This window comes from Nocardioides allogilvus (genome assembly GCF_003047285.1).
Lineage (GTDB): Bacteria > Actinomycetota > Actinomycetes > Propionibacteriales > Nocardioidaceae > Nocardioides > Nocardioides allogilvus.
The window spans coordinates 23,937-48,212 of record NZ_PZYX01000007.1 but is presented as its reverse complement, the minus strand read 5'-3'; the positions used below and the strand labels follow the sequence as shown (position 1 = coordinate 48,212).

The 24,276-nt window shown below is 71.1% G+C and carries 21 protein-coding genes; 9 read left to right on the top strand and 12 right to left on the bottom strand.

All coding sequences use genetic code 11. From position 1 onward, the window contains the following. Window positions 1–54 precede the first annotated feature (54 nt). Complete coding sequence (locus tag C9J87_RS12005) at window positions 55–1,302, bottom strand: MFS transporter (protein WP_107705688.1); 1,248 nt, start codon at window positions 1,300–1,302, stop codon at window positions 55–57. Between the two features lie 98 nt (window positions 1,303–1,400). On the opposite strand from C9J87_RS12005, the gene C9J87_RS12000 reads away from it, so the two are divergent. Beyond that, on the top strand, window positions 1,401–2,417 hold the full coding sequence (locus C9J87_RS12000; protein ID WP_036493249.1) for a MerR family transcriptional regulator: 1,017 nt from the start codon (window positions 1,401–1,403) through the stop codon (window positions 2,415–2,417). 14 nt (window positions 2,418–2,431) lie between these two features. Here the strand turns inward: C9J87_RS12000 and C9J87_RS11995 are convergent, their stop codons facing one another. Further along, window positions 2,432–2,728, bottom strand: a complete 297-nt coding sequence (locus tag C9J87_RS11995; RefSeq protein WP_010833866.1) for an antibiotic biosynthesis monooxygenase family protein — start codon at window positions 2,726–2,728, stop codon at window positions 2,432–2,434. A gap of 12 nt (window positions 2,729–2,740) precedes the next feature. After that, entirely contained in the window at window positions 2,741–3,403 is a 663-nt protein-coding gene (locus tag C9J87_RS11990) for a hypothetical protein (protein WP_107705639.1), read from the bottom strand. Between the two features lie 149 nt (window positions 3,404–3,552). Between C9J87_RS11990 and C9J87_RS11985 the strand changes: the two genes are divergently transcribed. Continuing rightward, window positions 3,553–4,782 carry a SpoIID/LytB domain-containing protein gene (locus C9J87_RS11985; protein WP_107705638.1) on the top strand — a complete coding sequence of 410 codons (1,230 nt, stop codon included), beginning with the start codon at window positions 3,553–3,555 and terminating at the stop codon, window positions 4,780–4,782. Here the strand turns inward: C9J87_RS11985 and C9J87_RS11980 are convergent. After that, complete coding sequence (locus C9J87_RS11980; RefSeq protein ID WP_107705637.1) at window positions 4,779–8,156, bottom strand: pyruvate carboxylase; 3,378 nt, start codon at window positions 8,154–8,156, stop codon at window positions 4,779–4,781. The two genes, C9J87_RS11985 and C9J87_RS11980, sit on opposite strands and share 4 nt — an antisense overlap. 95 nt (window positions 8,157–8,251) lie before the next feature. Here C9J87_RS11980 and C9J87_RS11975 point away from each other — a divergent pair, with 95 nt between their 5' ends. Beyond that, window positions 8,252–9,169 (top strand): SGNH/GDSL hydrolase family protein, encoded by a 918-nt coding sequence (locus C9J87_RS11975; protein ID WP_107705636.1) that lies wholly within the window; start codon window positions 8,252–8,254, stop codon window positions 9,167–9,169. A gap of 21 nt (window positions 9,170–9,190) precedes the next feature. On the opposite strand, the gene C9J87_RS11970 is transcribed toward C9J87_RS11975, so the two are convergent. The 4 genes from C9J87_RS11970 to C9J87_RS11955 form a co-directional block, all read right to left on the bottom strand. Beyond that, entirely contained in the window at window positions 9,191–10,978 is a 1,788-nt protein-coding gene (locus C9J87_RS11970) for an acetyl/propionyl/methylcrotonyl-CoA carboxylase subunit alpha (RefSeq protein WP_107705635.1), read from the bottom strand. A 73-nt stretch (window positions 10,979–11,051) separates the two neighbouring features. Further along, entirely contained in the window at window positions 11,052–12,083 is a 1,032-nt protein-coding gene (locus C9J87_RS11965) for an ABC transporter ATP-binding protein (RefSeq protein ID WP_010833860.1), read from the bottom strand. After that, on the bottom strand, window positions 12,080–13,558 hold the full coding sequence (locus C9J87_RS11960) for an ABC transporter permease (RefSeq protein WP_010833859.1): 1,479 nt from the start codon (window positions 13,556–13,558) through the stop codon (window positions 12,080–12,082). Before C9J87_RS11960 ends, C9J87_RS11965 begins: the two co-directional genes overlap by 4 nt. Window positions 13,559–13,605: 47 nt before the next feature. Next, the gene (locus C9J87_RS11955; RefSeq protein ID WP_232820038.1) at window positions 13,606–14,622 is read right to left on the bottom strand and encodes an iron ABC transporter substrate-binding protein; all 1,017 of its coding nucleotides are present in this window, start codon (window positions 14,620–14,622) and stop codon (window positions 13,606–13,608) included. 95 nt (window positions 14,623–14,717) lie between these two features. Here C9J87_RS11955 and C9J87_RS11950 point away from each other — a divergent pair, with 95 nt between their 5' ends. The 3 genes from C9J87_RS11950 to C9J87_RS11940 are packed head-to-tail and all read left to right on the top strand — an operon-like array spanning window position 14,718 to window position 17,638. Continuing rightward, the gene (locus C9J87_RS11950) at window positions 14,718–15,914 is read left to right on the top strand and encodes an acyl-CoA dehydrogenase family protein (protein ID WP_010833857.1); all 1,197 of its coding nucleotides are present in this window, start codon (window positions 14,718–14,720) and stop codon (window positions 15,912–15,914) included. Between the two features lie 56 nt (window positions 15,915–15,970). After that, window positions 15,971–17,140, top strand: a complete 1,170-nt coding sequence (locus tag C9J87_RS11945) for a beta propeller repeat protein (protein WP_107705633.1) — start codon at window positions 15,971–15,973, stop codon at window positions 17,138–17,140. 24 nt (window positions 17,141–17,164) lie between these two features. Beyond that, window positions 17,165–17,638 (top strand): GtrA family protein, encoded by a 474-nt coding sequence (locus C9J87_RS11940; RefSeq protein WP_107705632.1) that lies wholly within the window; start codon window positions 17,165–17,167, stop codon window positions 17,636–17,638. Here the strand turns inward: C9J87_RS11940 and C9J87_RS11935 are convergent. The 4 genes from C9J87_RS11935 to C9J87_RS11920 form a co-directional block, all read right to left on the bottom strand. After that, window positions 17,628–18,233, bottom strand: coding sequence for a Maf family protein (locus tag C9J87_RS11935; RefSeq protein WP_010833854.1), 606 nt, complete (start codon window positions 18,231–18,233; stop codon window positions 17,628–17,630). The genes C9J87_RS11940 and C9J87_RS11935 overlap by 11 nt on opposite strands. Window positions 18,234–18,335: 102 nt before the next feature. After that, the gene (locus C9J87_RS11930) at window positions 18,336–20,012 is read right to left on the bottom strand and encodes a DUF885 domain-containing protein (RefSeq protein ID WP_107705687.1); all 1,677 of its coding nucleotides are present in this window, start codon (window positions 20,010–20,012) and stop codon (window positions 18,336–18,338) included. 51 nt (window positions 20,013–20,063) lie between these two features. Next, window positions 20,064–20,285, bottom strand: coding sequence for an acyl-CoA carboxylase subunit epsilon (locus C9J87_RS11925; protein ID WP_036491105.1), 222 nt, complete (start codon window positions 20,283–20,285; stop codon window positions 20,064–20,066). Further along, the gene (locus tag C9J87_RS11920) at window positions 20,285–21,907 is read right to left on the bottom strand and encodes an acyl-CoA carboxylase subunit beta (protein WP_232211517.1); all 1,623 of its coding nucleotides are present in this window, start codon (window positions 21,905–21,907) and stop codon (window positions 20,285–20,287) included. The genes C9J87_RS11925 and C9J87_RS11920 overlap by 1 nt, the downstream gene beginning before the upstream one ends. A gap of 41 nt (window positions 21,908–21,948) precedes the next feature. Between C9J87_RS11920 and C9J87_RS11915 the strand changes: the two genes are divergently transcribed. From C9J87_RS11915 to C9J87_RS11905, 3 genes are read left to right on the top strand one after another with little or no spacing between them, the layout of a single operon-like run. Beyond that, a complete protein-coding gene (locus tag C9J87_RS11915; protein ID WP_010833851.1) occupies window positions 21,949–22,734 on the top strand; it encodes a biotin--[acetyl-CoA-carboxylase] ligase in 786 nt (261 codons plus the stop codon). 12 nt (window positions 22,735–22,746) lie between these two features. Continuing rightward, the gene (locus C9J87_RS11910) at window positions 22,747–23,250 is read left to right on the top strand and encodes a PH domain-containing protein (RefSeq protein WP_010833850.1); all 504 of its coding nucleotides are present in this window, start codon (window positions 22,747–22,749) and stop codon (window positions 23,248–23,250) included. Further along, window positions 23,240–24,268: an adenylate/guanylate cyclase domain-containing protein gene (locus tag C9J87_RS11905; protein ID WP_010833849.1), complete on the top strand. Its 1,029-nt coding sequence runs from the start codon at window positions 23,240–23,242 to the stop codon at window positions 24,266–24,268. Before C9J87_RS11910 ends, C9J87_RS11905 begins: the two co-directional genes overlap by 11 nt. Window positions 24,269–24,276: the final 8 nt, after the last annotated feature.

Below are 24,276 nucleotides of genomic sequence, written 5' to 3'. Positions count from 1 at the left end.
TTGGTTTTCCACAGGCAGATCGACCAGAAGTGGCCCGGGGCGGGAATGCTGGTTCTAGTCGATACGCACATTGCGAAACGGTGACACGACCAGCATGAGGGCAGAGATGGCGAAGATCGCCGCCGCAGCGCACAGCGTCTCGCCGTACCCGACGGCATCGCCCAACAGCCCGGCCACGGGTGAGATGAGCACCATGACGCCGCGGTTGAACGAGCGCAGCGTGGTGTTCGTGCGTGCCTGCAAGTCGTCAGGGGTGAGCGCCTGGCGGAAGGTCATCTCGTGGGAGTTGCTGGTGCCCATGGCCCAGCCGTGGCACAGCTGTCCTGCTGCCAGGACGGCTGCGGCAGTCCAGCCTGCGGGGACCGAGGTCGCTGCCAACATGATCAGCACTCCCAGTGCGGATACCACGCGCGAGCAGATGATCGCGCCGCCCGTGCCCAGGCGAAGACCGAGTCGCGTGCTGAGGGTCGCGCCGATGAGCGCACCAACGCCTGCGACAGCGAACACCAGACCCATCTGCAGCGCCGATAGGCCCAGCTGGCGATACCCGTAGGGGACGACCAGGACCAGCAGGACCGCCTGGCCGGCGAACCACACGTGGGTCGAGAGGGCGAGGCGACGCAGGCCGGATGCTCCGTAGGCCCATCGGGCGCCGTCCATCATCTCCGCGACCAGCCCACGCGCCCCGACCCCAGCGGGCTTGGCGCTGGGGGGCTCCGAGACATCCTTCATCGACGCGACCATCAGTGCCGAGAACAGGTAGGTGAAGGCATCGACGAGCACCGACAGTGGCGCTCCCAGGATCCGGATCAGCACACCCGCCACGGCGGGACCCGCGGTCTGGGCAACCGCGCTGGCGCCGTCCAGGCGCGCGTGTGCGCGCTGGAGGCGATCTCGCGGTACGAGCCTGGGGACGAATGACATGGACGCCGCATCGTTGACCAACGAGGCCGTGCCGAACAGGGCCACGACCACCAGCACCAGTGGGAAGGAGATGAAGTCGAATCCCCACGCAAGCGGGATCAGTCCCAGGAGGCCGGCGCGAACGACGTCGGTGATCACCATGACCGGCCGCCGACGGACGCGGTCGACGAGCGCCCCCACGACCACGCCGAGAAGCAAGTACGGCAGCAGGCGCGCGGAGTTGAGCCAACCCACCTGTGCCGCACCGCCGTGCAGGGTCACCAGCACGAGTGTCTGCAGTGCCAACGAGGTGATCGCGCTTCCAAGGCCGGAGACCGCCTCTGCCCAGAAGAAGCGCCTGAACGCTCCGGACGGCTCGGCACGCGGCAGGGAGCTCACGCTCACAGCCTCGCAGAAGCAGTTCCGGGTTGACCTTGCCCCAGCGGCAAGCACCAGTGTCGTCGCACCGGTGACCGACACCGGGGAGGATGGAGACGATGACCGACCCGCAGACCTTCATGACCATCGGCGACTTCGCCCGCGCTGCGGGGCTGACGTCGAAGGCGTTGAGGCTGTACGACGACCTGGGACTGCTGCCTCCTGCGGAGGTAGACCAGCACTCGGGCTACCGCCGCTACGGCGCGTGGCAGCTGGAGCCCGCCCGACTCGTGGCGACGCTGCGACTGCTGGGAATGCCGCTGGCGCGGATCAAGCAGGTCCTCGATCTCTCGAGTGCCGAGGCGGCGCAGGAGATCGAGACGTACTGGAGTCAGGTCGAGGCCGACACGGTGACTCGCCGTGACCTCGTCACCACCCTCGTCCATCAGTTGAGGAACGAGGCGCACACCATGACCACATCGACCGACACCCTCCACGCCGAGCTTGGCGCCAGTCTCCGACGGGGCCGGCGCGACCGGCAGCAGGACGCCCTGATCGCCACACCGGAGCTGGTGGCCGTGGCCGACGGCTTCGGCGGCCGCGACGACCTGGCTGCCGCGGCGCTCGCCGCCTTTGCTGCAGGCGGTCTCGACGCGGCCATCGCCGAGATCGCACCGGAGGTCAGCACAGCCCTGCCCGGCCAGCCCGACTCCGGCACCACCCTCACCGCAGTGGCGCTCGACGGCGCAACCGCGCGCATCACCCACATCGGTGACGCGCGGGTCTGGTTGGTGCGAGACCACGAGCTGCGACAGATCACCCACGACCACACGGTCGTCGCGGCGCTGCTCGAGGCCGGTCAGCTGAGCGTCGACGAGGCTCGCTCGCACGAACACCGGAACCTGCTCAACCGGGCGCTGGCGCCGGGGGTCGTGGCCGACGCCATCGTGGTGGACCTGCGCCCTGGTGACCGGTTGGTGCTGACCACTGACGGCGTCCACTCCTTCGTCGACGACCTCGCTCCGCTGCTCGCCGCAGCGACCGCGCCGCAGGGCGTCGCCGACGCGGTCGCGGCCGCCGTCGCCGATGCGGGTGAACCTGACAACCACGCGATCGTCGTGGTCGACCTGTCCTGAGGCGGACCGAGGAGCTACGCGGTGTGCACCGTCTCGTAGTGCTCGACGACCGGGAACGGGTCGTAGAAGTGGTGCAGCAAGGCCCGCCACTCCTGGTACTCCGGGGACCCGCGGAAGCCCTCCGTGTGGTCCTCCAGCGTCTCCCACTGCACCAGCAGCAGGTAGCCCGAGGGCCGCTCCAGGCAGCGCGACAGCGTCAGGCCGGCGAAGCCGGGCATCGAGGCGATGATCTGCTTCGCCCGGTCGAAGGCCTGCTCGAACTCCGCCTCGCGGCCGGGGATGACGGGCAGCAGGGCGTGTTCGAGGATCACGGCGTGATCTTGTCAGTCGCCGAAGCGAGCGCTGTCGTTGATACCGAGACTGTGACTCTGCCCGAGCGAACGGCCCGGTCGGCGCACGTGACGCGAGCCGATTCCCTTCTTGCCGTTGTGCGACGCGGCCTCGTCCTGGAAGAGGGAGTGGTGGTGTTCCAGGACGCCTCGATATCCACCGACCTCGTGCACGGGGACGTAGCGGTCGCCGACCCGGATCATCCGGGTCAGCGGTTCCGTTCCGGTCGAGAGACGCTCGGCATCGAGGGAGCAGACCGACACGCGTCGAGAGTCACCGACGGGCGGCGACCACAGCTCGTCGGTCGTGCTCGGGCCGTGGCACGGGTCGAAGAAGCAGGGCTCCCGGCGCTCGGGCACGGGCTCGCCTGCGGACAACGCGCGAGCGGCCGCGAGGTGGTAGCGCGCGTCGACGAGCAGCGGCTCGACGGTGAACACGTCCTCGGCCGTGGTCGAGGACCGCAGCGCCTCGCGCGCCCGTTCGTGGATCTCGAGGGCCGACGAGTGGTGGTGGGACGCCGCATGGCCCGCCGGTTCGCCCGCGAGCTGCTCCTCGAGATCGGTGAGGTCGGCGCCGGCCAGCTTGCGCGCCGTACGCCACCGATCGAGCGCCTCGAGCTCGCGGTCACGGGCCTTGCCGAACGGGTTCCACACCATGGCGGCGACCCTAGCCCCGAGGCGCCACAACTACAGGCTTGTAGTTATCGCCGCGCTGTTGTCCCCCCGGAAATGACGTGTTCTGATCAATCGTCACCCCAGTCACACCCGTCCCACACGCACCCCACAGTCACGGAGCCCGACGCCTCATGCGCCGCCTTTCCCGAGTCCTCACCACCGTCGCCCTCGCCGCCGTGGTCGCTGCCACGACCGTCGTCGCGCCCGCCGAGGCGCGGCGCAAGGTGGAGGTGTTCGCGGTCAGCGGCGCGGCCACGATCACCATCCACGGCCACGGCTACGGCCACGGCCACGGGCTTTCGCAGTACGGCGCCGAGGGGGCCGCCCAGCAGGGGCTCGGCTGGCAGCAGATCGTCGAGTTCTACTACCCGGGAACCTCATGGGGGGATCTTCGGGGCTCGATCAAGGTGCTGATCTCGGACGACACCTCGAGCGACGTGCAGGTGCTGGCCCAGCCCGGGCTCAAGGTGACGCGGCTCCGGCCACGCACCACGTGGGCGCTGCCGGCCAACGGTGCCAAGCGGTGGCGGCTGCAGCCCGCGGGTGCCAAGACCCTGGTGCAGTCCAAGAAGTCGGGTGGGTGGAAGACGTGGAAGTCGTTCCCCGGCGAGGCGGAGCTCTCGGCCGCCTCGAAGCGGGTCGACCTCGTGGCGGGCGGCACCACGTCGACGTACCGCGGTCGCCTGCGCTCGGCGATGCCCTCGTCGGGCCCGGGGACGCGTGACACGGTCAACATCCTCAGCCTCGAGGCCTACCTCAAGGGCGTCGTGCCGCTGGAGATCCCCGCGCTGTGGAGCAAGGACGCGGTGAGCGCGCAGTCGGTGGCTGCCAGGACCTATGCCGCGGCCGAGCGCTCGCACCCCAACGCCGCGCACTACGACCTCTGCGACACCACCCAGTGCCAGGTCTACGGCGGCTACGACGTCGAGCACCCGAACGCCACGGCCGCGATCAAGGCCACCGCGCGCCGGGGGCTGACCTACGACGGGCGGCCGGCCTTCACCCAGTTCTCCGCGAGCAGCGGCGGCTGGACCTCGGCCGGGTCGACGCCCTACCTCGTGGCGAAGGAGGACCCCTACGACGGCTGGGCCGGCAACAAGGTCCACACCTGGAGCGTCGAGGTGGACGACGCGGCCCTGGAGAAGCACTACCCGGCCATCGGTGACCTGACCTCCATCGAGGTCGCGACCCGCGACGGCAACGGCGAGTGGGGCGGGCGCGTGCAGTCGATGTCGCTCGTCGGCAACGCCGGGCGCGCCGACATCAGCGGTGACACCCTGCGCACCCTGCTGGGGCTGCGGTCGTCGTGGTTCACCTTCGCCGTCTCGCCGCTGACCCAGCGCGAGCAGCGCGGCCGCTAGTCCAGCACCAGCACCAGGTCGCCGCCTTCGACGGCCTGGGTTCCCGGTACGGCGATGCGCGCGACCGTGCCCGCACGCGGAGCCGTGATCGAGGCCTCCATCTTCATGGCCTCGATCGTCGCGACGGTCTGGCCGGCCTCGACGGTGTCGCCCTCGGCCACGCCGACGGTGACGACACCGTCGAACGGCGCCGCGACGTGGCCGGCGTTGCCGGTCTCGGCCTTCTCCGCAGCCGCCACGGCGGAGGCGACGGCGTGGTCGCGGATGCCGACCGGTCGGAGCTGGCCGTTCATCGTGCACATCACGGTGCGGATGCCGCGCTCGTCGGGCTCGCCGATCGCCTCGAGCCCGATCAGCAGGGTCTTCCCCTCGCCGAGCGAGACCGCGTGCTCCTCGCCACGGCGCAGGCCGTAGAGGTAGTCGAGGGTCCGCAGCACCGACACGTCGCCGTACGTCTCCCGCGATTCGAGGAAGTCCTTGGTCGGGCCGGGGAAGAGCAGCGCGTTGAGGGTCGCTCGACGGTCGGTGGCCAGCCCCGTCGACTGCGAGTCGGTCAGCGTGGATGCGGGCTCCTTCCAGCTGCGGCCCGCGAGCGCCTTGGTGCGGAACGGCTCGGGCCAGCCGCCGGGCGGGTCGCCGAGCTCGCCGTTGAGGAAGCCGATGACGGAGTCCGGTATGTCGAACGAACCCGGGTCCTCCTCGAACGCTCGCGGGTCGGCGCCGACCGCCACGAGGTGCAGCGCGAGGTCGCCGACGACCTTGGACGACGGCGTCACCTTCACGACGTTGCCGAGGATGTCGTTGGCCGCGGCATACATGTCCTCGACCTGCTCGAACTTCTCGCCGAGGCCGAGCGCGATCGCCTGCTGGCGCAGGTTGGACAGCTGACCGCCGGGGATCTCGTGGCGGTAGACGCGGCCGGTCGGGGCGGGCAGCCCCGACTCGAAGGGCGCGTAGACGCGGCGGGTCGCCTCCCAGTAGGGCTCGAGCGCATTGACGTGCGCCAGCGTCAGTCCGGTCTCACGCGGCCCGTGGTCGGTCGCCGCGACCAACGCCGAGAGCGGCGGCTGGGACGTGGTGCCCGCCATCGATGCGCAGGCGGCGTCGACGGCGTCCACGCCCGACTCGATGGCGGCCAGCAGGGTCGCGAGCTGGCCGCCGGTCGTGTCGTGGGTGTGCAGGTGCACCGGCAGGTCGAACTCCTGGCGCAGCGCGGTCACCAGCGTGCGCGCGGCCGGCGCTCGCAGCAGCCCGGCCATGTCCTTGATGGCGATGACGTGCGCGCCCGCGTCGACGATGCGCCCGGCCAGCTCGAGGTAGTAGTCGAGCGTGTAGAGCTTCTCGGCGGGGTTCGACAGGTCGCCGGTGTAGCAGAGCGCCACCTCGGCCACGGTGGTGCCGGTGGCGCGCACTGCCTCGATCGCCGGGCGCATCTGCTCGACGTCGTTGAGGGCGTCGAAGATCCGGAACACGTCGATGCCGGTCGCCGCGGCCTCCTGCACGAACGCCTCGGTGACCTCGGTCGGGTACGGCGTGTAGCCGACCGTGTTGCGGCCGCGCAGCAGCATCTGCAGGCAGATGTTCGGCACGGCCTGGCGCAGCTGGGCCAGCCGCTCCCACGGGTCCTCGGCGAGGAAGCGCAACGCGACGTCGTACGTCGCTCCACCCCACGCCTCGAGGGACCACAGCTCGGGCGTCGTGCGGGCCACGTGGCCGGCGACCGCGAGCAGGTCGCGGGTGCGGACCCGGGTCGCGAGCAACGACTGGTGCGCGTCGCGGAAGGTGGTGTCGGTGACCGCCACGGTGTCCTGGGCCCGCAGCCGGCGGGCGAACTCGTCGGGACCGAGGTGCAGGAGCTGCTGCCGGGTGCCGTCGGGAGCAGGCACGCCCAGGTCGAGGTCGGGCAGCTTGGTGACCGGGTCGATCGTGACCGGCGCCGGACCGTGCGGCTGGTTGACGGTGACGTCGGCGAGGTAGGTCAGCAGCTTGCTGCTGCGGTCGCCAGAGGCGCGTGCCGAGAGCAGGTGCGGGTGCTCCTCGATGAAGGCGGTCGTGACGTGGCCGGCGGCGAAGTCGGGGTCGTCGAGCACGGCCTGGAGGAACGCGATGTTGGTGGAGACACCCCGGATGCGGAACTCCGCGACCGCGCGCCGGGCCTTCTCGACGGCCTTGTCGAACGTGCGGCCCCGGCAGGTCAGCTTGGCGAGCATGGAGTCGAAGTGGGCGTTGACCTCGGCGCCGGTGTAGGTCGTGCCGCCGTCGATGCGGACCCCGGCACCACCGGGGGAGCGGTAGGTCGTGATCTTGCCGGTGTCGGGCCGGAAGCCGTTGGCCGGGTCCTCGGTGGTGATCCGGCACTGCAGCGCCGCGCCACGGACCGTGACCGTCTCCTGGGAGAGACCGAGGTCGGCCAGCGTCGCGCCGGCCGCGATCCGGATCTGCGACTGCACGAGGTCGACGTCGGTGATCTCCTCGGTGACGGTGTGCTCGACCTGGATGCGCGGGTTCATCTCGATGAAGACGTAATTGCCCGCCGGGTCGAGCAGGAACTCGACGGTGCCGGCGTTGCGGTAGCCGATCTCGGTGGCGAACCGCACGGCGTCGGCGCACATCCTCTTTCGGACCTCGGGGTCGAGGTTGGGCGCGGGCGCGATCTCGATGACCTTCTGGTGCCGACGCTGCACCGAGCAGTCGCGCTCGAAGAGGTGCATCACGTTGCCCTCGCCGTCGGCCAGGATCTGCACCTCGATGTGGCGCGGATCGACGACGGCCTGCTCGATGAAGACCGTCGGGTCGCCGAAGGCGGCCTCACCCTCGCGCATGCAGGTCTCGATCGCCTCCCGCAGCTGCGAGCGATCGTCGACCCGGCGCATGCCGCGCCCGCCGCCGCCGGCGACAGCCTTGACGAAGAGCGGGGCGGGAATCTCCTCCGCGGCGGCGATCAGGGCGTCCACGTCGGTGCCGGGCTCGACGCTGCGCAGGGTCGGCACGCCCGCCGCCTTGGCCGCGGCGATCGCGCGGGCCTTGTTGCCGGTGAGGGTCAGCACGTCGGCGGTCGGGCCGATGAAGGTGATGCCGGCGTTGGCGCACGCCTCGGCCAGTGCGGGGTTCTCCGACAGGAACCCGTAGCCCGGGTAGACCGCTTCCGCGCCTGCCTTCAGGGCGACCGCGACGATCGCGTCGGGATCGAGGTAGGCCCGGACCGGGTGGCCGCGCTCGCCGATCTCGTAGGCCTCGTCGGCCTTCAGGCGGTGCTCGGAGCCACGGTCCTCGTGGGGGAACACCGCGACAGTGCGCGCCCCGATCTCGTAGGCGGCACGGAAAGCACGGATCGCGATCTCGCCGCGGTTGGCGACGAGCACCTTGGTGAACATGGGCCGAAGGCTAACGAGACCTGGCTCACACGGCGTTGCTACTCGTCCGTACCGTGGCGAGACCGGTCGTTGGTGTCCGGTGACATGATCTGCCGATGCGCCTCATCGCCCTCGTGGCGTCACTCCTGCTGGCACTCACGGCCTGCTCCGGCGATGCCGGCGCCGACCTGCGCGAGTCGCGGGTGTTCGGCGACCTGCCCGCCGAGATCGACTACGTCGCACTCGGCGACTCCTACAGCGCAGGCCCGCTCATCACCACGATCCGGTCCGACCCGTCGGGCTGCGTCCGCTCCACCGACAACTACCCGGCCTTCCTGGCCGGCTGGCTCTCGGTCGAGTCCTACACCGACGTCACCTGCTCGGCGGCCGACACCCGCGACCTCACGCGCCGCCAGCGGCTGCTCGACGGCAAGCGGGTCGCTCCGCAGCTCGCCGCTGTGTCCGCCGACACCGACCTGGTCACCCTCGGCATGGGCGGCAACGACTTCGGCATCTTCGCCTCCCTGCTCGCCTGCATCGAGGGCTGCTCGCCGCAGCACGAGCGCGGGCTGCTGCGCGACGCCGGCCGGGTGGAGCAACGGGTGGCGGGCGCCGTACGCGCCATCGCGAAGCGGGCGCCCGACGCCGCGGTCTATGTCGTGGGCTATCCCCAGGTGCTCCCGCCGGAGGAGACCTGCCGGGCCGTACCGCTGGCGGCGGAGCAGCTGGCGGCAGCGGCCAGCATCGCCGACCGGCTCAACGCGTCGCTGCGGGCGGGCGCGGAGTCCGCGGGAGCGTCGTACGTCGATGTCGACCCGGCCTCGGAGGGCCACGACGTCTGCGCGGGCAGGTCTGCGTGGATCAACGGCCCGCAGATGCGGGTGGGCATCGCCGCGCCGTTCCACCCCGTGCTCGCCGGCATGCACGGCGTCGCGTCCGAGGTGTTCGTTGCGATCACCGGCGACACCGCGCCCGAGGTCGAGCGGGCAGCACCGCCTCGTGACGCGGTCGTGCGCAACCACGTGCCCCGGTGATCGCCCCGGGGACCGAGTCGATCAGTCCTTGAGCTCGCAGATGACCGCGCCGTTGGTGACGGTGGCGCCGACCTCGGCCACGAGGCCGGTGACGGTGCCGGCCTTGTGGGCCTTGAGCGGCTGCTCCATCTTCATCGCCTCGAGCACGACGACGACGTCGCCCTCGGCGAGGACCTGGCCGTCGGTGACGGCGACCTTGACGATGGTGCCCTGCATCGGCGAGGTGACCGAGTCGCCCGACGCCGCGGCGCCGGCCTTCTTGGCCGCGCGCTTCGGCTTCTTGGCCGAACCGCCTCCGCCGCCCGACGACAGGCCACCGAGGCCGGCCGGGAGCACGACCTCGAGGCGACGACCGCCGACCTCGACGGTGACGCGCTGGCGCTCCTCGGGCTCGTCGGCGTCGGCCGAGGCACCGGAGTAGGGCGTGATCTGGTTGTCGAAGTCGGTCTCGATCCAGGTCGTGTAGACCGTGAACTCACCCTCGCCGGACGGCGTCGAGGCGCCGACCCAAGCCGGGTCGTTGACGATGACCTCGTGGAAGGTGATGGCGGTCGGCATGCCGTCGACCTCGAACTCGGACAGCGCGCGGCGCGAACGCTCGATCGCCTGCGTGCGGTCCTTGCCGGTGACGATCAGCTTGGCGACGAGCGAGTCGAAGTTGCCCGGGATCGTCTCGCCGTTGATGTAGCCGGAGTCGACGCGGACACCGGGGCCGGCGGGCGGCTGCCAGGCGGTGAGGGTGCCGGGGGCGGGCATGAAGTTGTTGCCGCCGTCCTCGGCGTTGATGCGGTACTCGATCGAGTGGCCGCGGACCTCGGGGTCGTCGTAGCCGAGCTCCTCGCCGGCCGCGATGCGGAACATCTCGCGCACCAGGTCGATGCCGGTGACCTCTTCGGAGACGCAGTGCTCGACCTGGAGGCGGGTGTTGACCTCGAGGAAGGAGATCGTGCCGTCGGCCGCGACGAGGAACTCGCAGGTGCCGGCGCCGACGTAGCCGGCCTCCTTGAGGATGGCCTTGGAGGAGTCGTAGAGGCGCTTGTTCTGCTCGTCGGTGAGGAACGGCGCGGGCGCCTCCTCGACCAGCTTCTGGTGACGACGCTGCAGCGAGCAGTCGCGGGTCGAGATGACCACGACGTTGCCGTGCTGGTCGGCCAGGCACTGGGTCTCGACGTGGCGCGGCTTGTCGAGGAACTTCTCGACCAGGCACTCGCCGCGACCGAAGGCGCTGATCGCCTCGCGGACCGCCGACTCGTAGAGCTCGGGGATCTCCTCGAGGGTGCGCGCGACCTTGAGGCCGCGACCGCCGCCGCCGAAGACCGCCTTGATGGCGACCGGCAGGCCGTGCTCCTTCGCGAAGCCGACGATCTCGTCGGCGTCCTTGACCGCGTCCTTGAGGCCCGGGGCCAGGGGAGCGCCGGCCGCGAGGGCGATCTGCTTGGCCTTCGCCTTGTCGCCGAGGCCCTCGATCGCCTCGGGCGAGGGGCCGATCCAGATCAGCCCGGCGTCGATGACGGCCTGGGCGAAGACGGCGTTCTCGGCGAGGAAGCCGTAGCCGGGGTGCACGGAGTCGGCACCGGAGTCGGTCGCGACCTTGATGATCTTCTCGATGTCGAGGTAGGTCTCGGCCGGGGTCGCACCGCCGAGGGCGTGGGCCTCGTCGGCCAGGCGCACGAACTGGGCATCCCGGTCCGGGTCGGCGTAGACCGCGACGCTGCCGATGCCGGCGTCCTTGCAGGCGCGGATGACGCGCACTGCGATCTCGCCGCGATTGGCGATGAGGACCTTCTGCAACCCCTGGTTCTCGGGCACGAAATACTCCTGGCTTCCTCGATGACTTCCTTGCGGAGACTATCGTCCCCGCTCCTGCGTCCCGACCGAGGTCTCAGTCGCGGACGGGTGCGGGATAGGCGTGTACGGCGCCGCGCACGCTGATCCGCACGCTGTCACCGGCCGCCGGGGCGCTCGGTCCGGACACCCGGGCCACGAGAGCCGCGCCGCCCACGGTCAGCCGGATGGCCGCGTCGTGGCCGTAGAAGCTCACCTCGTCGACGTGGGCGTCGACCCCGGCCGTGTCCAGCACGACCTGGTCGGGCCGGATGACGAGCACGACGTCGTCGGCCGACGCGGGATGGGTCAGCGTGACCGTGCCGAGGGCGCACGTCGCCGTGCTCCCGGCGCCGGCACGGCCCTCGAGGGAGGTGGCGCCGCCGACGAAGCGGGCCAGCTCGGGGTCGTGCGGCGTGAGGTAGACGTCGGCGGGGGAGCCGGCCTGGATGAGCCGCCCCTCGCGCAAGACGGCGACCTGATCGGCCAGCGAGAGCGCCTCCGACTGGTCGTGGGTGACGAGCAGCCCGGTCGCGTGGGCCGCGCGCAGGGCGCGGGCGACGGCCCGGCCGGTCGACTCGCGCAGCGAGGCGTCGAGGGAGGAGAAGGGTTCGTCGAGCAGCACCACGGTGGGTCCGGGCGCGAGCGCCCGTGCCAGGGCGACGCGCTGCTGCTGGCCGCCGGAGAGCTCGTGGGGCTGACGGGAGCGGAAGGACCGGGGGAGCTCGACCAGGTCGAGCATCTCGTCGATCCGGTCGCCCACGCGCTCGGCCCGCGGCAGGCCGAAGCCGATGTTGCCGGCGACGTCGAGGTGGGGGAAGAGGGCCCCCTCCTGCGGGACGTAGCCGACCTTGCGGTCCTGGGGCGGCACCGGTCGGCCGGCGCCGGCGACGACACGGTCGTCGAAGGCGATGGTGCCGGCGTCGGGGGCCAGGAAGCCGGCGATCAGGCGGAGCAGGGTGGTCTTGCCACAGCCGCTCGGTCCGAGCACGGCCGTCAGCGAGCCGTGCGGCACGTGCAGGCTCACGTCGTCGAGGGCGACGGTGTCGGTGAATGCCTTGCGCACCTTGGTGATGGTCAGGGCGCTCATGGCGTCAGTCTCTCCTGACGCATCAGCAGCAACGTCGCGGGCACCGAGATGAGCACCAGCAGCAGGGCGTACGGCGCCGCGGCGCCGTACCGAAGCTCCGAGGACGCGGACCAGAACTCGGTGGCCAGCGTGCGGGTGCCGATGGGGCTGAGCATGAGCGTGGCGGTCAGCTCGGTCGAGATCGCGAGGAAGACGAGGGCGGCGCCGGCGCCGAGGCTGGGCGCGATGAGCGGCAGCGTGACCCGGCGGGCGGTGGTGATCGGGCCGGAGCCGAGGCTCTGCGCGACGTGGTCGAGCACGATCGGCGCCTGCTCGAGCCCGGAGCGCACCGTCACGACCGCGCGCGGGAGGAAGAGGATGGCGTAGGCGACGACGAGCAGCAGGGCGCTCTGGTAGATCACCGGGACCAGTCGCAGGCTCGCCACGACGAGGGCGAGGCCGACGACGATGCCGGGCAGCGCGTTGGCGATGTAGGTGCTGCGCTCGACGAGGGTGCTCACGCGGTTGCGGTGGCGCACCGCCAGCCAGGCGACGGGGAGCGCGGCCAGCGTCGTGGCGATCGCGCCCGCTCCGGCGAGCGCGACGGTGCTGCCGGTCGCGGCGAGCAGCTCGCCGAGGGGGAACTCGGTGGAGGAGCCGACGACGAGCCAGTGGACGAGGGCATAGGCCGGCACGCCGACGGCGAGGGCGACCAGTCCGGCGACCAGCGCCACCAGCGGCCAGCGGAGGGCGCGCAGGCGCGCGGGCTCGGAGAGGCGGGCGGCGCCGTGGCCGATGCGGGCGTAGTGGCGACTGCCGCGCAGGCGCAGCTCGGCAAGGAGCAGGAACAGGCAGAGCATGACCAGCACGCCGGCCATCGCGGTGGCCGCGGAGCCGTTGAAGGTGGAGCCGTACTGGTCGTAGATGGCCGTGGTGAAGGTGGGGAAGCGGAGCAGCGCGAGGGCGCCGAACTCGGCCAGCAGGTGCAGGCCGACGAGCAGCACGCCGCCGAGCAGGGCCGGTCGGAGCTGGGGCAGCACGACGCGGGCGAACGTCTGCCACCGGCTGTGGCCCAGCGACCACGACGCCTCCTCGAGCGCCGGGTCGAGACCTCGGAGCGCGGCCACGGCCGGGAGGTAGACGAGCGGGTAGTAGGAGAGCGTGATGACCAGGAAGGCACCGCCGAAGCCCTGGATCGAGCGGTCCAGCGAGATCCACGCATAGCCGTTGACGAAGGCCGGTACGGCGAGCGGCGCGACGAGCAGTCCGTGCCACAGCCGCCGTGCGGGCAGGTCGGTGCGCTCGACGAGGACGGCCAGCGCTACGCCGAGCAGCGCCGTCGCGGCCATGCAGGCGACAGCCAGCGTGACGGTGTTGCGGAGCAGCTCCAGGATCCGCGGCCGCACCACGAGCTGCCAGAGCTCGACCGGCCCGATGATGACGGTGTAGACGGCGACGTACACCAACGGGATGAGTGCCAGCAGCGCGACGACCACCCCGGCCGCGAGCAGCAGGGGTGGTGTCGGTGTGGTGTTCCTCTTGCTCAGAGCAGGCCGGCTTCGGTCATCAGCTCGGTGACCCGGGGACCGTTGAGGCTGGACACGTCGACGGTCGGCGGCTCGAGCTCGTCGAAGGGCTTGACGTCGGGGTTGAGGGTGGCCTCGGGGTTGAGGGGGTACTCGAGGGCGTAGGACTCGGCCATCGCCTGCTGGGCCTCGGTGCCGGTCAGCCACTCGACGAACTCCTCGGCGGCCGCGGCGTGCTCGGAGCTCTTGAGGATGCCGGCGCCGGAGACGGACAGGAAGGCGCCCGGGTCCTGGTCGCCGAAGAAGTGCAGCGCGGAGCTGTCGGAGTCGGCGCCACTCTCCTCCTGGTCGCGGTACCAGTAGTAGTGGTAGGCGATGCCGGCGTCGATCGCGCCCTCGTTGGCCTCCTGCATGACGACGAGGTTGTTCTGCAGGATGACGCCGTTGGCCTTGAGGCCCTCGAGCCAGGCGCGGGTGGCGTCCTCGCCCTCGAGCTCGAGGACGGCGCTGACGATCGCCTGGAAGTCGGCACCCGTGGGGGAGAAGCCGACGCGGCCCTCCCACTCGGGCTCGGCGAAGTCGAGGATGCTCTGCGGCAGGTCGGCCTCGGTGAGGCTGTCGGTGTTGTACATGACCACGGTCGAGCGGGCGAGGAAGCCGACCCAGTTCTTCGAGCTCGGCACGTAGGCCGCCGGGATCGTCTCCAGGGCGCCCGCCGGGACCGGGGCGAAGAGGTCGGCGTTGTCCACGATGCTCATGGCCGGGGAGTTCTCGGTCAGGAAGACGTCGGCGGGGGAGTCGGTGCCCTCCGCGACGATCTGGTTGGCCATCTCGAGGTCCTTGCCGCTGCGCAGCTCGACGTCGAGGCCCGACTCCTCCTCGAACAACGGGACGAGCTCGTCGAGGAGCTCCTCGTGCTGGGCGTTGTAGACGACCAGGTCGGGCGGGTTGAGGATGCTGCAGGCGCTCAGCGGCGCGACCAGCGCGGCGGCGGCGGCGATGCCGGCAAGGCGGCGCAGGGGCTTGGTGCTCACAGGGGACGTCCTCGACTCGGTCATTAGGGCCGCCTAACCTTACCCCGGGGAGTTGAGGTTAGCGATCGTTAACCTCTCGCGCTACGCTGCCGCCCATGACCTTCGAGTTGTCGCCCGAGCACGAGCAGTTCCGTCGCAGCGTCCGTGACTTTGCGCAGGCAGAGATCGCGCCCCATGCCGCGCAGTGGGACCGAGACCACCACTTCCCGACCGACGTCGTGCAGAAGATGGGGGCGCTCGGCCTGATGGGGCTCACCGCTCCGGAGGAGTACGGCGGGTCAGGGCTGGCCGGCGAGGACGGCGGCTTCACGTCGCTGTGCCTGGCGATCGAGGAGATCGGCCGGGTCGACCAGTCGATGGGCATCACGCTCGAGGCGGCCGTCGGGCTCGGCATCAATCCGATCCTGACCTACGGCACCGACGCGCAGAAGGCGGAGTACCTCCCCTCCCTGGTCGCCGGTGAGCAGCTCGCCGGCTTCGGCCTGACCGAGCCGGGCGCGGGCTCCGACGCGGGCGCGACCCGCACGAAGGCCGAGCTCGTCGACGGCGAGTGGGTCGTCAACGGCGCCAAGCAGTTCATCACCAACTCCGGTTCCTCGATCACCTCGCTGGTCACCGTCACCGCGAAGACCGGTGAGCGCGAGGGCGGCCGTCCCGAGATCTCCACCATCATCGTGCCGAGCGGCACGCCCGGCTTCACCGCCGAGAAGGCCTACGACAAGCTCGGCTGGCACGCCTCCGACACCCACCCGCTGTCCTTCGAGGACGTGCGCGTCCCCGAGGCCAACCTGCTCGGTGACCGTGGTCGCGGCTACGCCCAGTTCCTCGCCACCCTCGACGACGGCCGGGTCGCGATCGCGGCGCTCGCCGTCGGCTGCATCCAGGCCTGCCTGGACCTCTCCCTGGAGTACTCCCTCGACCGCCAGACCTTCGGCGGTCCGATCGGGCGCAAGCAGGGCGTCGCCTTCCAGGTCTCCGACCTCCAGGTGATGCTCGAGGCCTCGCGCCTGCTGACCTACAAGGCCGCCGCCATGAAGGACGCGATGGACGCCGGAGCCGGCGTCTCGACCAAGGACTTCAAGCAGGCTGCCGCCATCGCGAAGCTCTACTCCACCGAGTCGGCCGTCACCGCGACCCGGATCGCGACCCAGATCTTCGGCGGCTACGGCTTCATGGAGGAATACCCCGTCGTCCGGTTCTACCGCGACGCCAAGGTGCTCGAGATCGGCGAGGGCACCTCCGAGATCCAGCGCATGCTGATCGCCCGAGGCCTCGGCCTGCCGGTGGAGTAGACCGGGGCAACCTGCTGGGGCTGCGGCGCGTCTCTCTCGTGACGAGAGGGGCGCCCATGCCTGGTCTGTTCGTACGGCGCCTCGTGGCGCCGCTCCTTCCGCTGATGCTGCTGGCGGGGTGCACCCAGGCGGCTGATCCCACGCCCCCGCCCCCGGCTCCGACCCCCACGCCGACAGCGACCGGGAGCGTCGTTCTCGACCGACCGAGCCCCGAGGAGATCGTCGACGATCCTGCGTCCGTGCTGCGAGAGGTGCAGGTCGCCCCCGGTGACCCGGACACCCGGGTCGCCCTGTGGAGCACGTGCTTCGCTGACGGGTGCGGCCCCCGGCGGCTGGCCATCGCTGTGACGGCCGACGGCTTCAGGACCAGGACCCTGGCCGACGCCACCTGGCACCACGCGTTCGTCCGGCTCTCCGCCGGCGGTGAGGTCGTCGTCCTCGACTACCAGCGTGGCTTGAGCCTCGACGTGGTCCGGGCCGACGGGTCAGTGCTGCCCGTGGACATGGTCAAGGACGTCGCGCCGGTCGCGCGCGGCGAGGTGGTCGCCGGCATGGTCTTCCGGCCGGCGAGGAACCGGTTCTGGGCGACGGACCCGGCGACAGCGACGGCACACCTGGTGCCGGTGCCGGACGGAACCCATCAGCTCATCCAGACGGACACCGGTCAGCTGCGCGCGATCACCTCGGACTCTTCGTATGCGTGGTCAGACGACGGCGGCGCGACCTGGAACCGGCACTTCGATGCACTTGATCCGCACCTGTTGCCCGGCTTCGTCACCTCCACGGATGACAGGCACGTCGTCGTCGGAGGTGGGGACGGCGCCACCCTCTTCCCCTTCTCGCAGCTCCGCCGGCTCGAGGACGACGGGGACTGGTCGGTGGTCGAGCCCGTCGACGACCCCATGGCCTACCTCGGCCCCACGGCGGTCCTGCCCGACGGTCGCTTCGTTGCCAGCGTCCAGTCCTGGAGCGACAACGGCCTGGCCGGGGAGCAGCCGAGGGGCACCCCGCCGGGGATCTACGTCTCCGAGGGCGATGACTGGTCGACGTACGAACGCATCGAATCGGGCGCGCCCTTCAGGACTGCCGCACCGTTCGAGCCCATGGTGACCGACATCGACGTGACCGCGGACGCCGCGCTGATCACCGCGATCGGGCCGGACCAGACCACCGCGTGGACCTCCGATGACCTCGGCGCGACCTGGCGCGAGATGCGGGCCCGCTGAGCCGCGGGCCGTAGCCTTGCAGGCGTGACGCCGAGACGACGCCAGCTGGCGGGGGAGATCGGGCGCTACCTGGCCGTGGGCCTGGGCGCGACCATCGTGTCCTTCATCCTGTTCAACGGGCTCGTGCACGGCTTCAACATGGCGCACGTCGCACCCCTCAACGGGCACCCGATCCTGGGCTACCTCATCGCCAATCTCGTCGGTACGGCGATCAGCTACCGCGGCACGCGGTGGTGGGCGTTCCGGCACCGCTCGACCACGCACATCGACGGCGGCCGGACCGCGTTCGTGGCGATCAGCATCGGCACGATGATCATCCCGATCGGCTGCCTGTGGTTCAGCCGCAACATCCTGGGCCTCGACGACCCCTTCTCCGACAACATCTCGGCCAACGTCATCGGGCTCGCGCTCAGCAACGCGGCCCGGTTCGTGCTGACGCGACAGCTCGTGTTCGGCGTACGCGACGAGACCGACGGGCTCGAGCGCCTCAGGCGCTGACCGGGCGCCAGAGCTCGGTCCACTGGTGGCCGAGCTCGGCCACCAGGTCGCGCAGCAGCGGGAGGCTGACGCCGACCACGTTGTGGTGGTCGCCATCGATGCGGGTGACGAACGCACCCCCCAGGCCGTCGACGGTGAAGGCGCCGGCGACGTGCAGCGGCTCGCCGGTCGCGACGTAGGCCTCGATCTCCGCGTCGCTCAGGTCGGCGAAGTGCACCACCGTGCTGGCCGTCGCGGCCGCGACCCGGCCGGTCGAGGTGTCCCGCAGGCAGTGGCCGGTCTGGAGGACGCCCTGGTTGCCGCGCATCGCGCGCCAGCGCTCGACCGCGACTTCCGGCGACTCCGGCTTGCCGAGCGCCTCGCCGCCGAGCTCGAGCACCGAGTCGCACCCGAGCACGAGGGACCCCGCCGGCAGGTCGTCGCGCTCGGCGACCGCGGCGCACTTCAGCTCGGCCAGCTGGAGCGCCAGCTCGGCCGGCGGCAGTCCGTCGAGCTGGGACTCGTCGACGCCGCTGACGATGACCGTCGGGTCGATGCCCGCGCTCCTGAGGGTCGCGAGCCGGGCGGGGGAGGCGGAGGCGAGGACGAGCTGCATGCCGCCGACCCTATGCGGCGCTCTTGTCGCTGCGGCGGTGGCCGGACACCGCATGAGCGGCACCAGCACCGCAGTGCGGTCGTACGGCGCCCCGCCGGCCGATCACAGGCGGGCGAGCGCCGCCCTCAGCGGGTCCAGGCCGAGCGAGCCGAGGTCGAGGGCGGCACGGTGGAAGGCCTTCAGGTCGAAGGCGTCGCCGTGGCGCTGCTGCACCTCGGCGCGTGCATCGAGCCAGATGCGTTCGCCCACCTTGTACGACGGCGCCTGACCCGGCAGGCCGAGGTAGCGCTTCACCTCGAACTGGATCACCTCGTCGTCCATCCGGCAGTGCAGGCGCATGAACTCCAGGCCCAGCTCCGGCGTCCAGGTCTCCCCGGGGTGGAACGCGCTGCCGTCGGCGCCGAGGGTGTTGTCCGCCGGGATCTCCAGCTCGAGGTGCATGCCGATGTCGACGATGACCCGGGCCGCGCGCAGCGACTGGCCGTCGAGCATGCCGAGCCGGTCCGCGGGGTCGGCGAGGTGGCCGAGCTCCTCCATCAGCCTCTCGGCGTACAGCGCCCAGCCCTCGCCGTGGCCGCTGCACCAGCACATCAGCCGCTGCCAGCGGTTGAGGCTCTCCTTGCGGTAGGCGGTCTGGGCGACCTGCAGGTGGTGGCCGGGGACGCCCTCGTGGAAGACGGTCGTGACCTCGCGCCAGGGGTGGAAGTCCTCGATGCCGTCGGGCACCGACCACCACATGCGTCCCGGGCGGGAAAAGTCCTCGGAGGGGCCGGTGTAGTAGATGCCGCCGTCGTTGGTGGGGGCGAGCTTGCACTCGATGCGGCGGATCGGCTCGGGGATGTCGAAGTGGGTGTCGGCCAGGTCGGCGATGGTCCGGTCGGCGAGGTCCTGCATCCACTCGCGGAACGCCTCGCGGCCCTTGACGACCCGGGAGGCGTCGGCCTCGAGGTGGGCCACTGCCTCGTCGACGCTCGCGCCCGGCAGGATCTCCTCGGCGGTCCGCGCCATCAGGTCGGAGAGCCGCTGGAGCTCGGTCCAGCCCCAGGCGTAGGTCTCGTCGAGGTCGACCTCGGCGCCGAGGAAGTAGCGGCTGGCCAGGGCGTAGTGCTCGCGCCCGACGCCCTCCTTGTCGCGCCCCTGCGGCTCCAGCTCGTCGGACAGGAAGAGCCCGAAGCCGGCGAACGCCCGGCTCGCGGCCTTCGCCTGCTCGGTCAGCTTGGGTGCCTGCAGTCGCTCCACGAGGCCGGCGAAGAAGTCGCCGCCCTCACCTGCTTGGCCGGTCCAGCGGCGTACCTGCTCGGCGACCTCGGCGTACTGCCGGGCCGCGGCGACATGGCCCTTGCGCGCCTCGTCGGAGAGCGTGACGCGGAGGTCCTCGAGGGTGGCGGGCACGGCCGCCAGACGCGCGCCGATGTTCGCGACCGCCTCCGCGCCTTCGGTCGGCATCAGGTCGAAGACCTCGCGGATCTCGTGCAGCGCGCTCCACAGCACCGACATCCGCGATCGGCTCAGCCCGGCGGCCTCGAGCTCGAGCTCGAGACGGTTGCGCTCCAGGAACGAGTCACGCGCCGCAGCCTCGAGGTCGTCGACCGGGGTCGCGGCCTCGACGGCCTCGACAGCGGCCCGCACGAGCGCGATCCGGGCGTCGTAACCAGCCGGCGACAGGTCGGTCAGCCGGTCGTCGTGTCCGGGTACACCGAGGAAGGTCGCGGTGATCGGGTCGAGGGCCGCGTAGTCCTCGACGAACTGGTCACACAGGGCATCAATGGTGCGCGTCATCACGCGCACACCCTGCCACCCGTGCGCCGGCGACGGCCACGGAGTTGTTGCTCAGCGGGGCAGGCTGCTCGCGCGCCAGCCGCCGGGGCCGTGCGCGTGCGGGGTGCGCACGCGCCGGGCAGGCTGGGACCACTCGGGGGTACGCCGCGGGGCGACGTCCTCCGTCGCCGACCCGAGCGCGGAGAAGACCGCCACCAGGGCGGCGATCTCCTCCGGTGTCGCGTCGGCGTTGACGACCTTGAGGATCGGGGCGTCGGGCTGGTCGGCACTCATCAGAGCGGGATGTTCCCGTGCTTCTTCGCCGGCAGCGTGGCCCGCTTGGAGCGCAGCAGCCGCAGCGACCGGACGATCTCCGAGCGGGTCTCGTGCGGCATGATCACCGCGTCGATGTAGCCGCGCTCGGCCGCGATGTAGGGGTTGGCCAGCGTGTCGTCGTACTCCTGGACCAGCTCGGCCCGGCGCTCGGGCTCGTTGCCCGCCGCGACCGCCTCGGCGATCTCGCCGCGGTAGAGGATGTTGATCGCGCCCTGGGCGCCCATCACCGCGATCTGGCCGGTGGGCCAGGAGACGTTGATGTCGGCACCGAGGTGCTTGGAGCCCATCACGTCGTAGGCGCCGCCGTAGGCCTTGCGGGTGATGACGGTGACCAGCGGGACCGTCGCCTCGGCGTAGGCGTAGATCAGCTTCGCGCCGCGGCGGATGATGCCGTTGAACTCCTGGTCGGTGCCGGGCAGGAAGCCGGGCACGTCGACGAAGGTCAGCACCGGGATGTTGAAGGCGTCGCAGGTGCGCACGAAGCGCGCGGCCTTCTCCGAGGCATCGATGTCGAGGCAGCCGGCGAACTGCATCGGCTGGTTGGCCACGATGCCGACGGGGCGGCCCTCGACGCGGCCGTAGCCGACGATGATGTTGGGCGCGAACATCGCGTGCACCTCGAGGAACTCCTGGTCGTCCAGGACCGACTCGATGACCGTGTGCATGTCGTAGGGCTGGTTGGCCCCGTCGGGGATGAGCGTGTCGAGCTCCCGGTCGAGGTCGCTGACCTCGAGGTCGGCCGGCTCGTCGAACGTGAAGGGCTCGTCGAGGTTGTTCTGCGGGAGGTAGGACAGCAGCGCCTTGGTGTACTCGATGGCGTCCTCCTCGTCGGAGGCCATGTAGTGCGAGTTGCCCGACTTGGTGTTGTGCGTGCGGGCGCCGCCGAGCTCCTCCATCGTGACGTCCTCGCCGGTGACCGTCTTGATGACGTCGGGACCGGTGATGAACATCGCCGAGGTCTGGTCGACCATGATCGTGAAGTCGGTGACCGCGGGGGAGTAGACGTGGCCGCCCGCGCAGTTGCCCATGATCAGGCTGATCTGCGGGATGACGCCCGAGGCGTGCACGTTGCGCTTGAAGATCTCGCCGTACAGGCCGAGCGAGACGACGCCCTCCTGGATACGGGCGCCGGCGCCCTCGTTGATGCCGATGATCGGGCAGCCGGTCTTGATGGCGAGGTCCATCACCTTGGTGATCTTCTCGCCGTAGACCTCGCCCAGCGAGCCGCCGAAGACGGTGAAGTCCTGGGAGAAGACGCACACCTGGCGGCCGTCGACCGTGCCGTAGCCGGTGACGACGCCGTCGCCGTAGGGGCGGCGCTTCTCGAGGCCGAAGGCCACCGAACGGTGGCGCGCCAGCTCGTCGAGCTCGACGAACGAGCCCTCGTCGAAGAGCATCTCGATGCGCTCGCGGGCGGTCTTGCGACCCTTCGCGTGCTGCTTCTCGATCGCCTTGGCCGACCCGGCGTGCACGGCCTCGTCGAGACGACGCTCGAGGTCGGCGAGCTTGCCCGCGGTCGTGTGGATGTCGATGTCCGTGGGGACGTCTGTGCCCTCGCCGGGCTGCACCTGTGCACTCACTCCAGTGGCCTCCTGTTGTCTGCTGCGCCAATCTAGTGCCCATGACCTCCGTTCCCGCACCGCGCCCAGTCCTCGATCCCGACCGCCTCGTCACGCCGCAGGGCTGGCGGGTCGAGATCACCGAGGCCTCGCCCTCCACCAACGCGGTCGTCGCCGAGCGTGCCCGCGCCGGCGAGGACGAGGGCGTGGTCGTGGTCACCGAGCACCAGACCGCCGGTCGCGGGCGTCTCGACCGGGTGTGGGAGACGCCGGCCAGGTCGTCGCTGACGCTCTCCGTGCTGCTCCGACCCGACGCGCCCGCGCAGGACTGGCCGTGGCTCCCGCTGCTGACCGGCTATGCCGTGCAGGCGGCGCTCGCCGACCGGTTGCCGGACATCGCCCTGAAGTGGCCCAACGACGTGCTCGTCGAGGAGCGCAAGGTCGCCGGCATCCTGGTCGAGCGGATCGACACGCCCCTCGGCCCGGCGGCCGTGATCGGGATCGGGATCAACGTCTCCCAGACCCTCGAGGAGCTGCCGGTCGCACTGGCCACCTCCATCGAGCTCGAGACCGGCGAGCCCGTGGAGCGCACGGGCCTGCTCGGCCAGGTGCTCGGCTCCCTGCACGGGCTCCAGGGCCTGCTCCGCGACCCGGAGGCGCTGCGCGCGGCGTACGTCGACGTGTGCTCGACCCTTGGGCGCTCGGTCGACGTCCACCTGCCCGGAGGGGACGTCCGTCGGGGCGAGGCCCTCGACATCGACTCGCGTGGCGCCCTGGTCGTGAGCTCGGCCGAGGGGACGTTCACCGTCGGCGCCGGCGATGTGATTCACGTCCGCCCACAGCAGTGACATGATCGCGTCGTGGCCTACCCGACCAAGCTCCTCAACGACGGTGAGCACGTCGTCATCTCCACCCGCACGCACCCGAAGGCACTGCTCGCTCCCGCGCTGATCCTCGTGCTCGTCGTGGCGGCGGTGCTGTTCCTGGCGAGCCGCAGCGACTCGACGGTGCTGGGCGCCGTCGCCGGAGCGGTCGCGGCGGGCATCGTCGTGTGGTGGGTGCTGCGGCCGTTCATCGCGTGGCTGACGACGACCTACACGTTCACCAACCGTCGCTTCATCAAGCGCTCGGGGCTGATCGCCAAGGAGGGCCGCACGATCCCGCTCAACCGGATCAGCGGGGTCGACTTCGAGGTCGGCGTGATCGATCGCCTCTTCGGCTGCGGCACGCTCATCGTCTCCGACGCGAGCACCAACGGTCGGGTGCTGCTCGACGACATCCCGCGCGTCGAGCAAGTGCAGCTCAAGGTCGCCGAGGAGCTGCACTCCCTCTCCAGCAGCGACCGGGCCGACGATGGGACGTGAGGGTCGCCGCTCGTCCTCGGACAAGTCCGACGCTGCTGCCGAGGCCGAGCTGAGCGTGCCCGAGCGACTCGACCTCGCCGTGCTCAAGCAGTCTCCGACCCTGAACGCCGCCGAGGTGGCCGCCGAGACGGGCGTGACCATCGACCAGGCCCGGCGGCTGTGGCGCGCCCTCGGCTTCCCCGAGATGGGCGGCGAGCGCGCCTTCAGCGCGGCCGATGTCGAGGCGGTGTCGGCGATGATGTCGATCGTCGACTCCGGGGCCGTGGACTTCGACATGGCCGTGGGTCTCACCCGTGGCGCCGGCCAGACGATGGCGCGGCTGGCCGACTGGGAGGTCTCGACGCTGGCCAGCAGGGTCGAGGAGCTCGAGGCGGGCGAGCAGGCGACCGGCTCGCGCGTGGGCTCCGCGCTGCGACTGATCGAGGAGCTCAGCGAGCCCCTCGAGGAGATGCTGATCTATGCCTGGCGCCGCCACCTCGCCGCCGCCGTCGCGCGGATGGAGGCCATGGGCGCCGAGCACGAGGACCTGCACACCGTCGACGTGACCGTCGGCTTCGCCGACCTGGTCTCCTTCACGGCGCTGTCCAACCAGCTGGACCGCGAGCAGATCGGCGACCTCGTCGAGAAGTTCGAGACCCGCTGCCAGGACGTCGTCTCCGTGCACGGCGGCCGGATCATCAAGAGCCTCGGTGACTCGGTCCTGTTCGTGCTCAACGACGCGGTGCCGGCGATCGAGGTCGCCGAGGGGATCATCAACGTGATCGGTCGCGACCCGCGGATGCCCGACGTGCGCATCGGGCTGGCCTCGGGACCGGTCGTCCCCCGGCTCGGCGACGTCTTCGGACCGCCGGTCAACCTGGCGTCGCGGCTGACGGCGGTGGCCAGGCGGAACCGGTTGATCATCGACCAGGTCACCGCCGACCTGCTGCCGGAGGACGCCTTCGAGTCCCGGCGGCTCCCCGCGCGGCCGGTCCGCGGCTTCGGGCTGGTCGAGCCGGTCGCCGTACGCCGCCGCTGAGGGTCTAG

Excerpts from the sequence above, each read along its gene's own strand:
- C9J87_RS11915 (WP_010833851.1), top strand. The coding sequence starts at position 21,949 with ATGACCTCCGTTCCCGCACCGCGCCCAGTCCTCGATCCCGACCGCCTC.
- C9J87_RS12000 (WP_036493249.1), top strand. The coding sequence starts at position 1,401 with ATGACCGACCCGCAGACCTTCATGACCATCGGCGACTTCGCCCGCGCT.
- C9J87_RS11950 (WP_010833857.1), top strand. The coding sequence starts at position 14,718 with ATGACCTTCGAGTTGTCGCCCGAGCACGAGCAGTTCCGTCGCAGCGTC.
- C9J87_RS11980 (WP_107705637.1), bottom strand. The coding sequence starts at position 8,156 with ATGTTCACCAAGGTGCTCGTCGCCAACCGCGGCGAGATCGCGATCCGT.
- C9J87_RS11925 (WP_036491105.1), bottom strand. The coding sequence starts at position 20,285 with ATGAGTGCCGACCAGCCCGACGCCCCGATCCTCAAGGTCGTCAACGCC.
- C9J87_RS11990 (WP_107705639.1), bottom strand. The coding sequence starts at position 3,403 with ATGGTGTGGAACCCGTTCGGCAAGGCCCGTGACCGCGAGCTCGAGGCG.
- C9J87_RS11975 (WP_107705636.1), top strand. The coding sequence starts at position 8,252 with ATGCGCCTCATCGCCCTCGTGGCGTCACTCCTGCTGGCACTCACGGCC.
- C9J87_RS11945 (WP_107705633.1), top strand. The coding sequence starts at position 15,971 with ATGCCTGGTCTGTTCGTACGGCGCCTCGTGGCGCCGCTCCTTCCGCTG.
- C9J87_RS11985 (WP_107705638.1), top strand. The coding sequence starts at position 3,553 with ATGCGCCGCCTTTCCCGAGTCCTCACCACCGTCGCCCTCGCCGCCGTG.
- C9J87_RS11935 (WP_010833854.1), bottom strand. The coding sequence starts at position 18,233 with ATGCAGCTCGTCCTCGCCTCCGCCTCCCCCGCCCGGCTCGCGACCCTC.
- C9J87_RS11965 (WP_010833860.1), bottom strand. The coding sequence starts at position 12,083 with ATGAGCGCCCTGACCATCACCAAGGTGCGCAAGGCATTCACCGACACC.
- C9J87_RS11930 (WP_107705687.1), bottom strand. The coding sequence starts at position 20,012 with ATGACGCGCACCATTGATGCCCTGTGTGACCAGTTCGTCGAGGACTAC.
- C9J87_RS11905 (WP_010833849.1), top strand. The coding sequence starts at position 23,240 with ATGGGACGTGAGGGTCGCCGCTCGTCCTCGGACAAGTCCGACGCTGCT.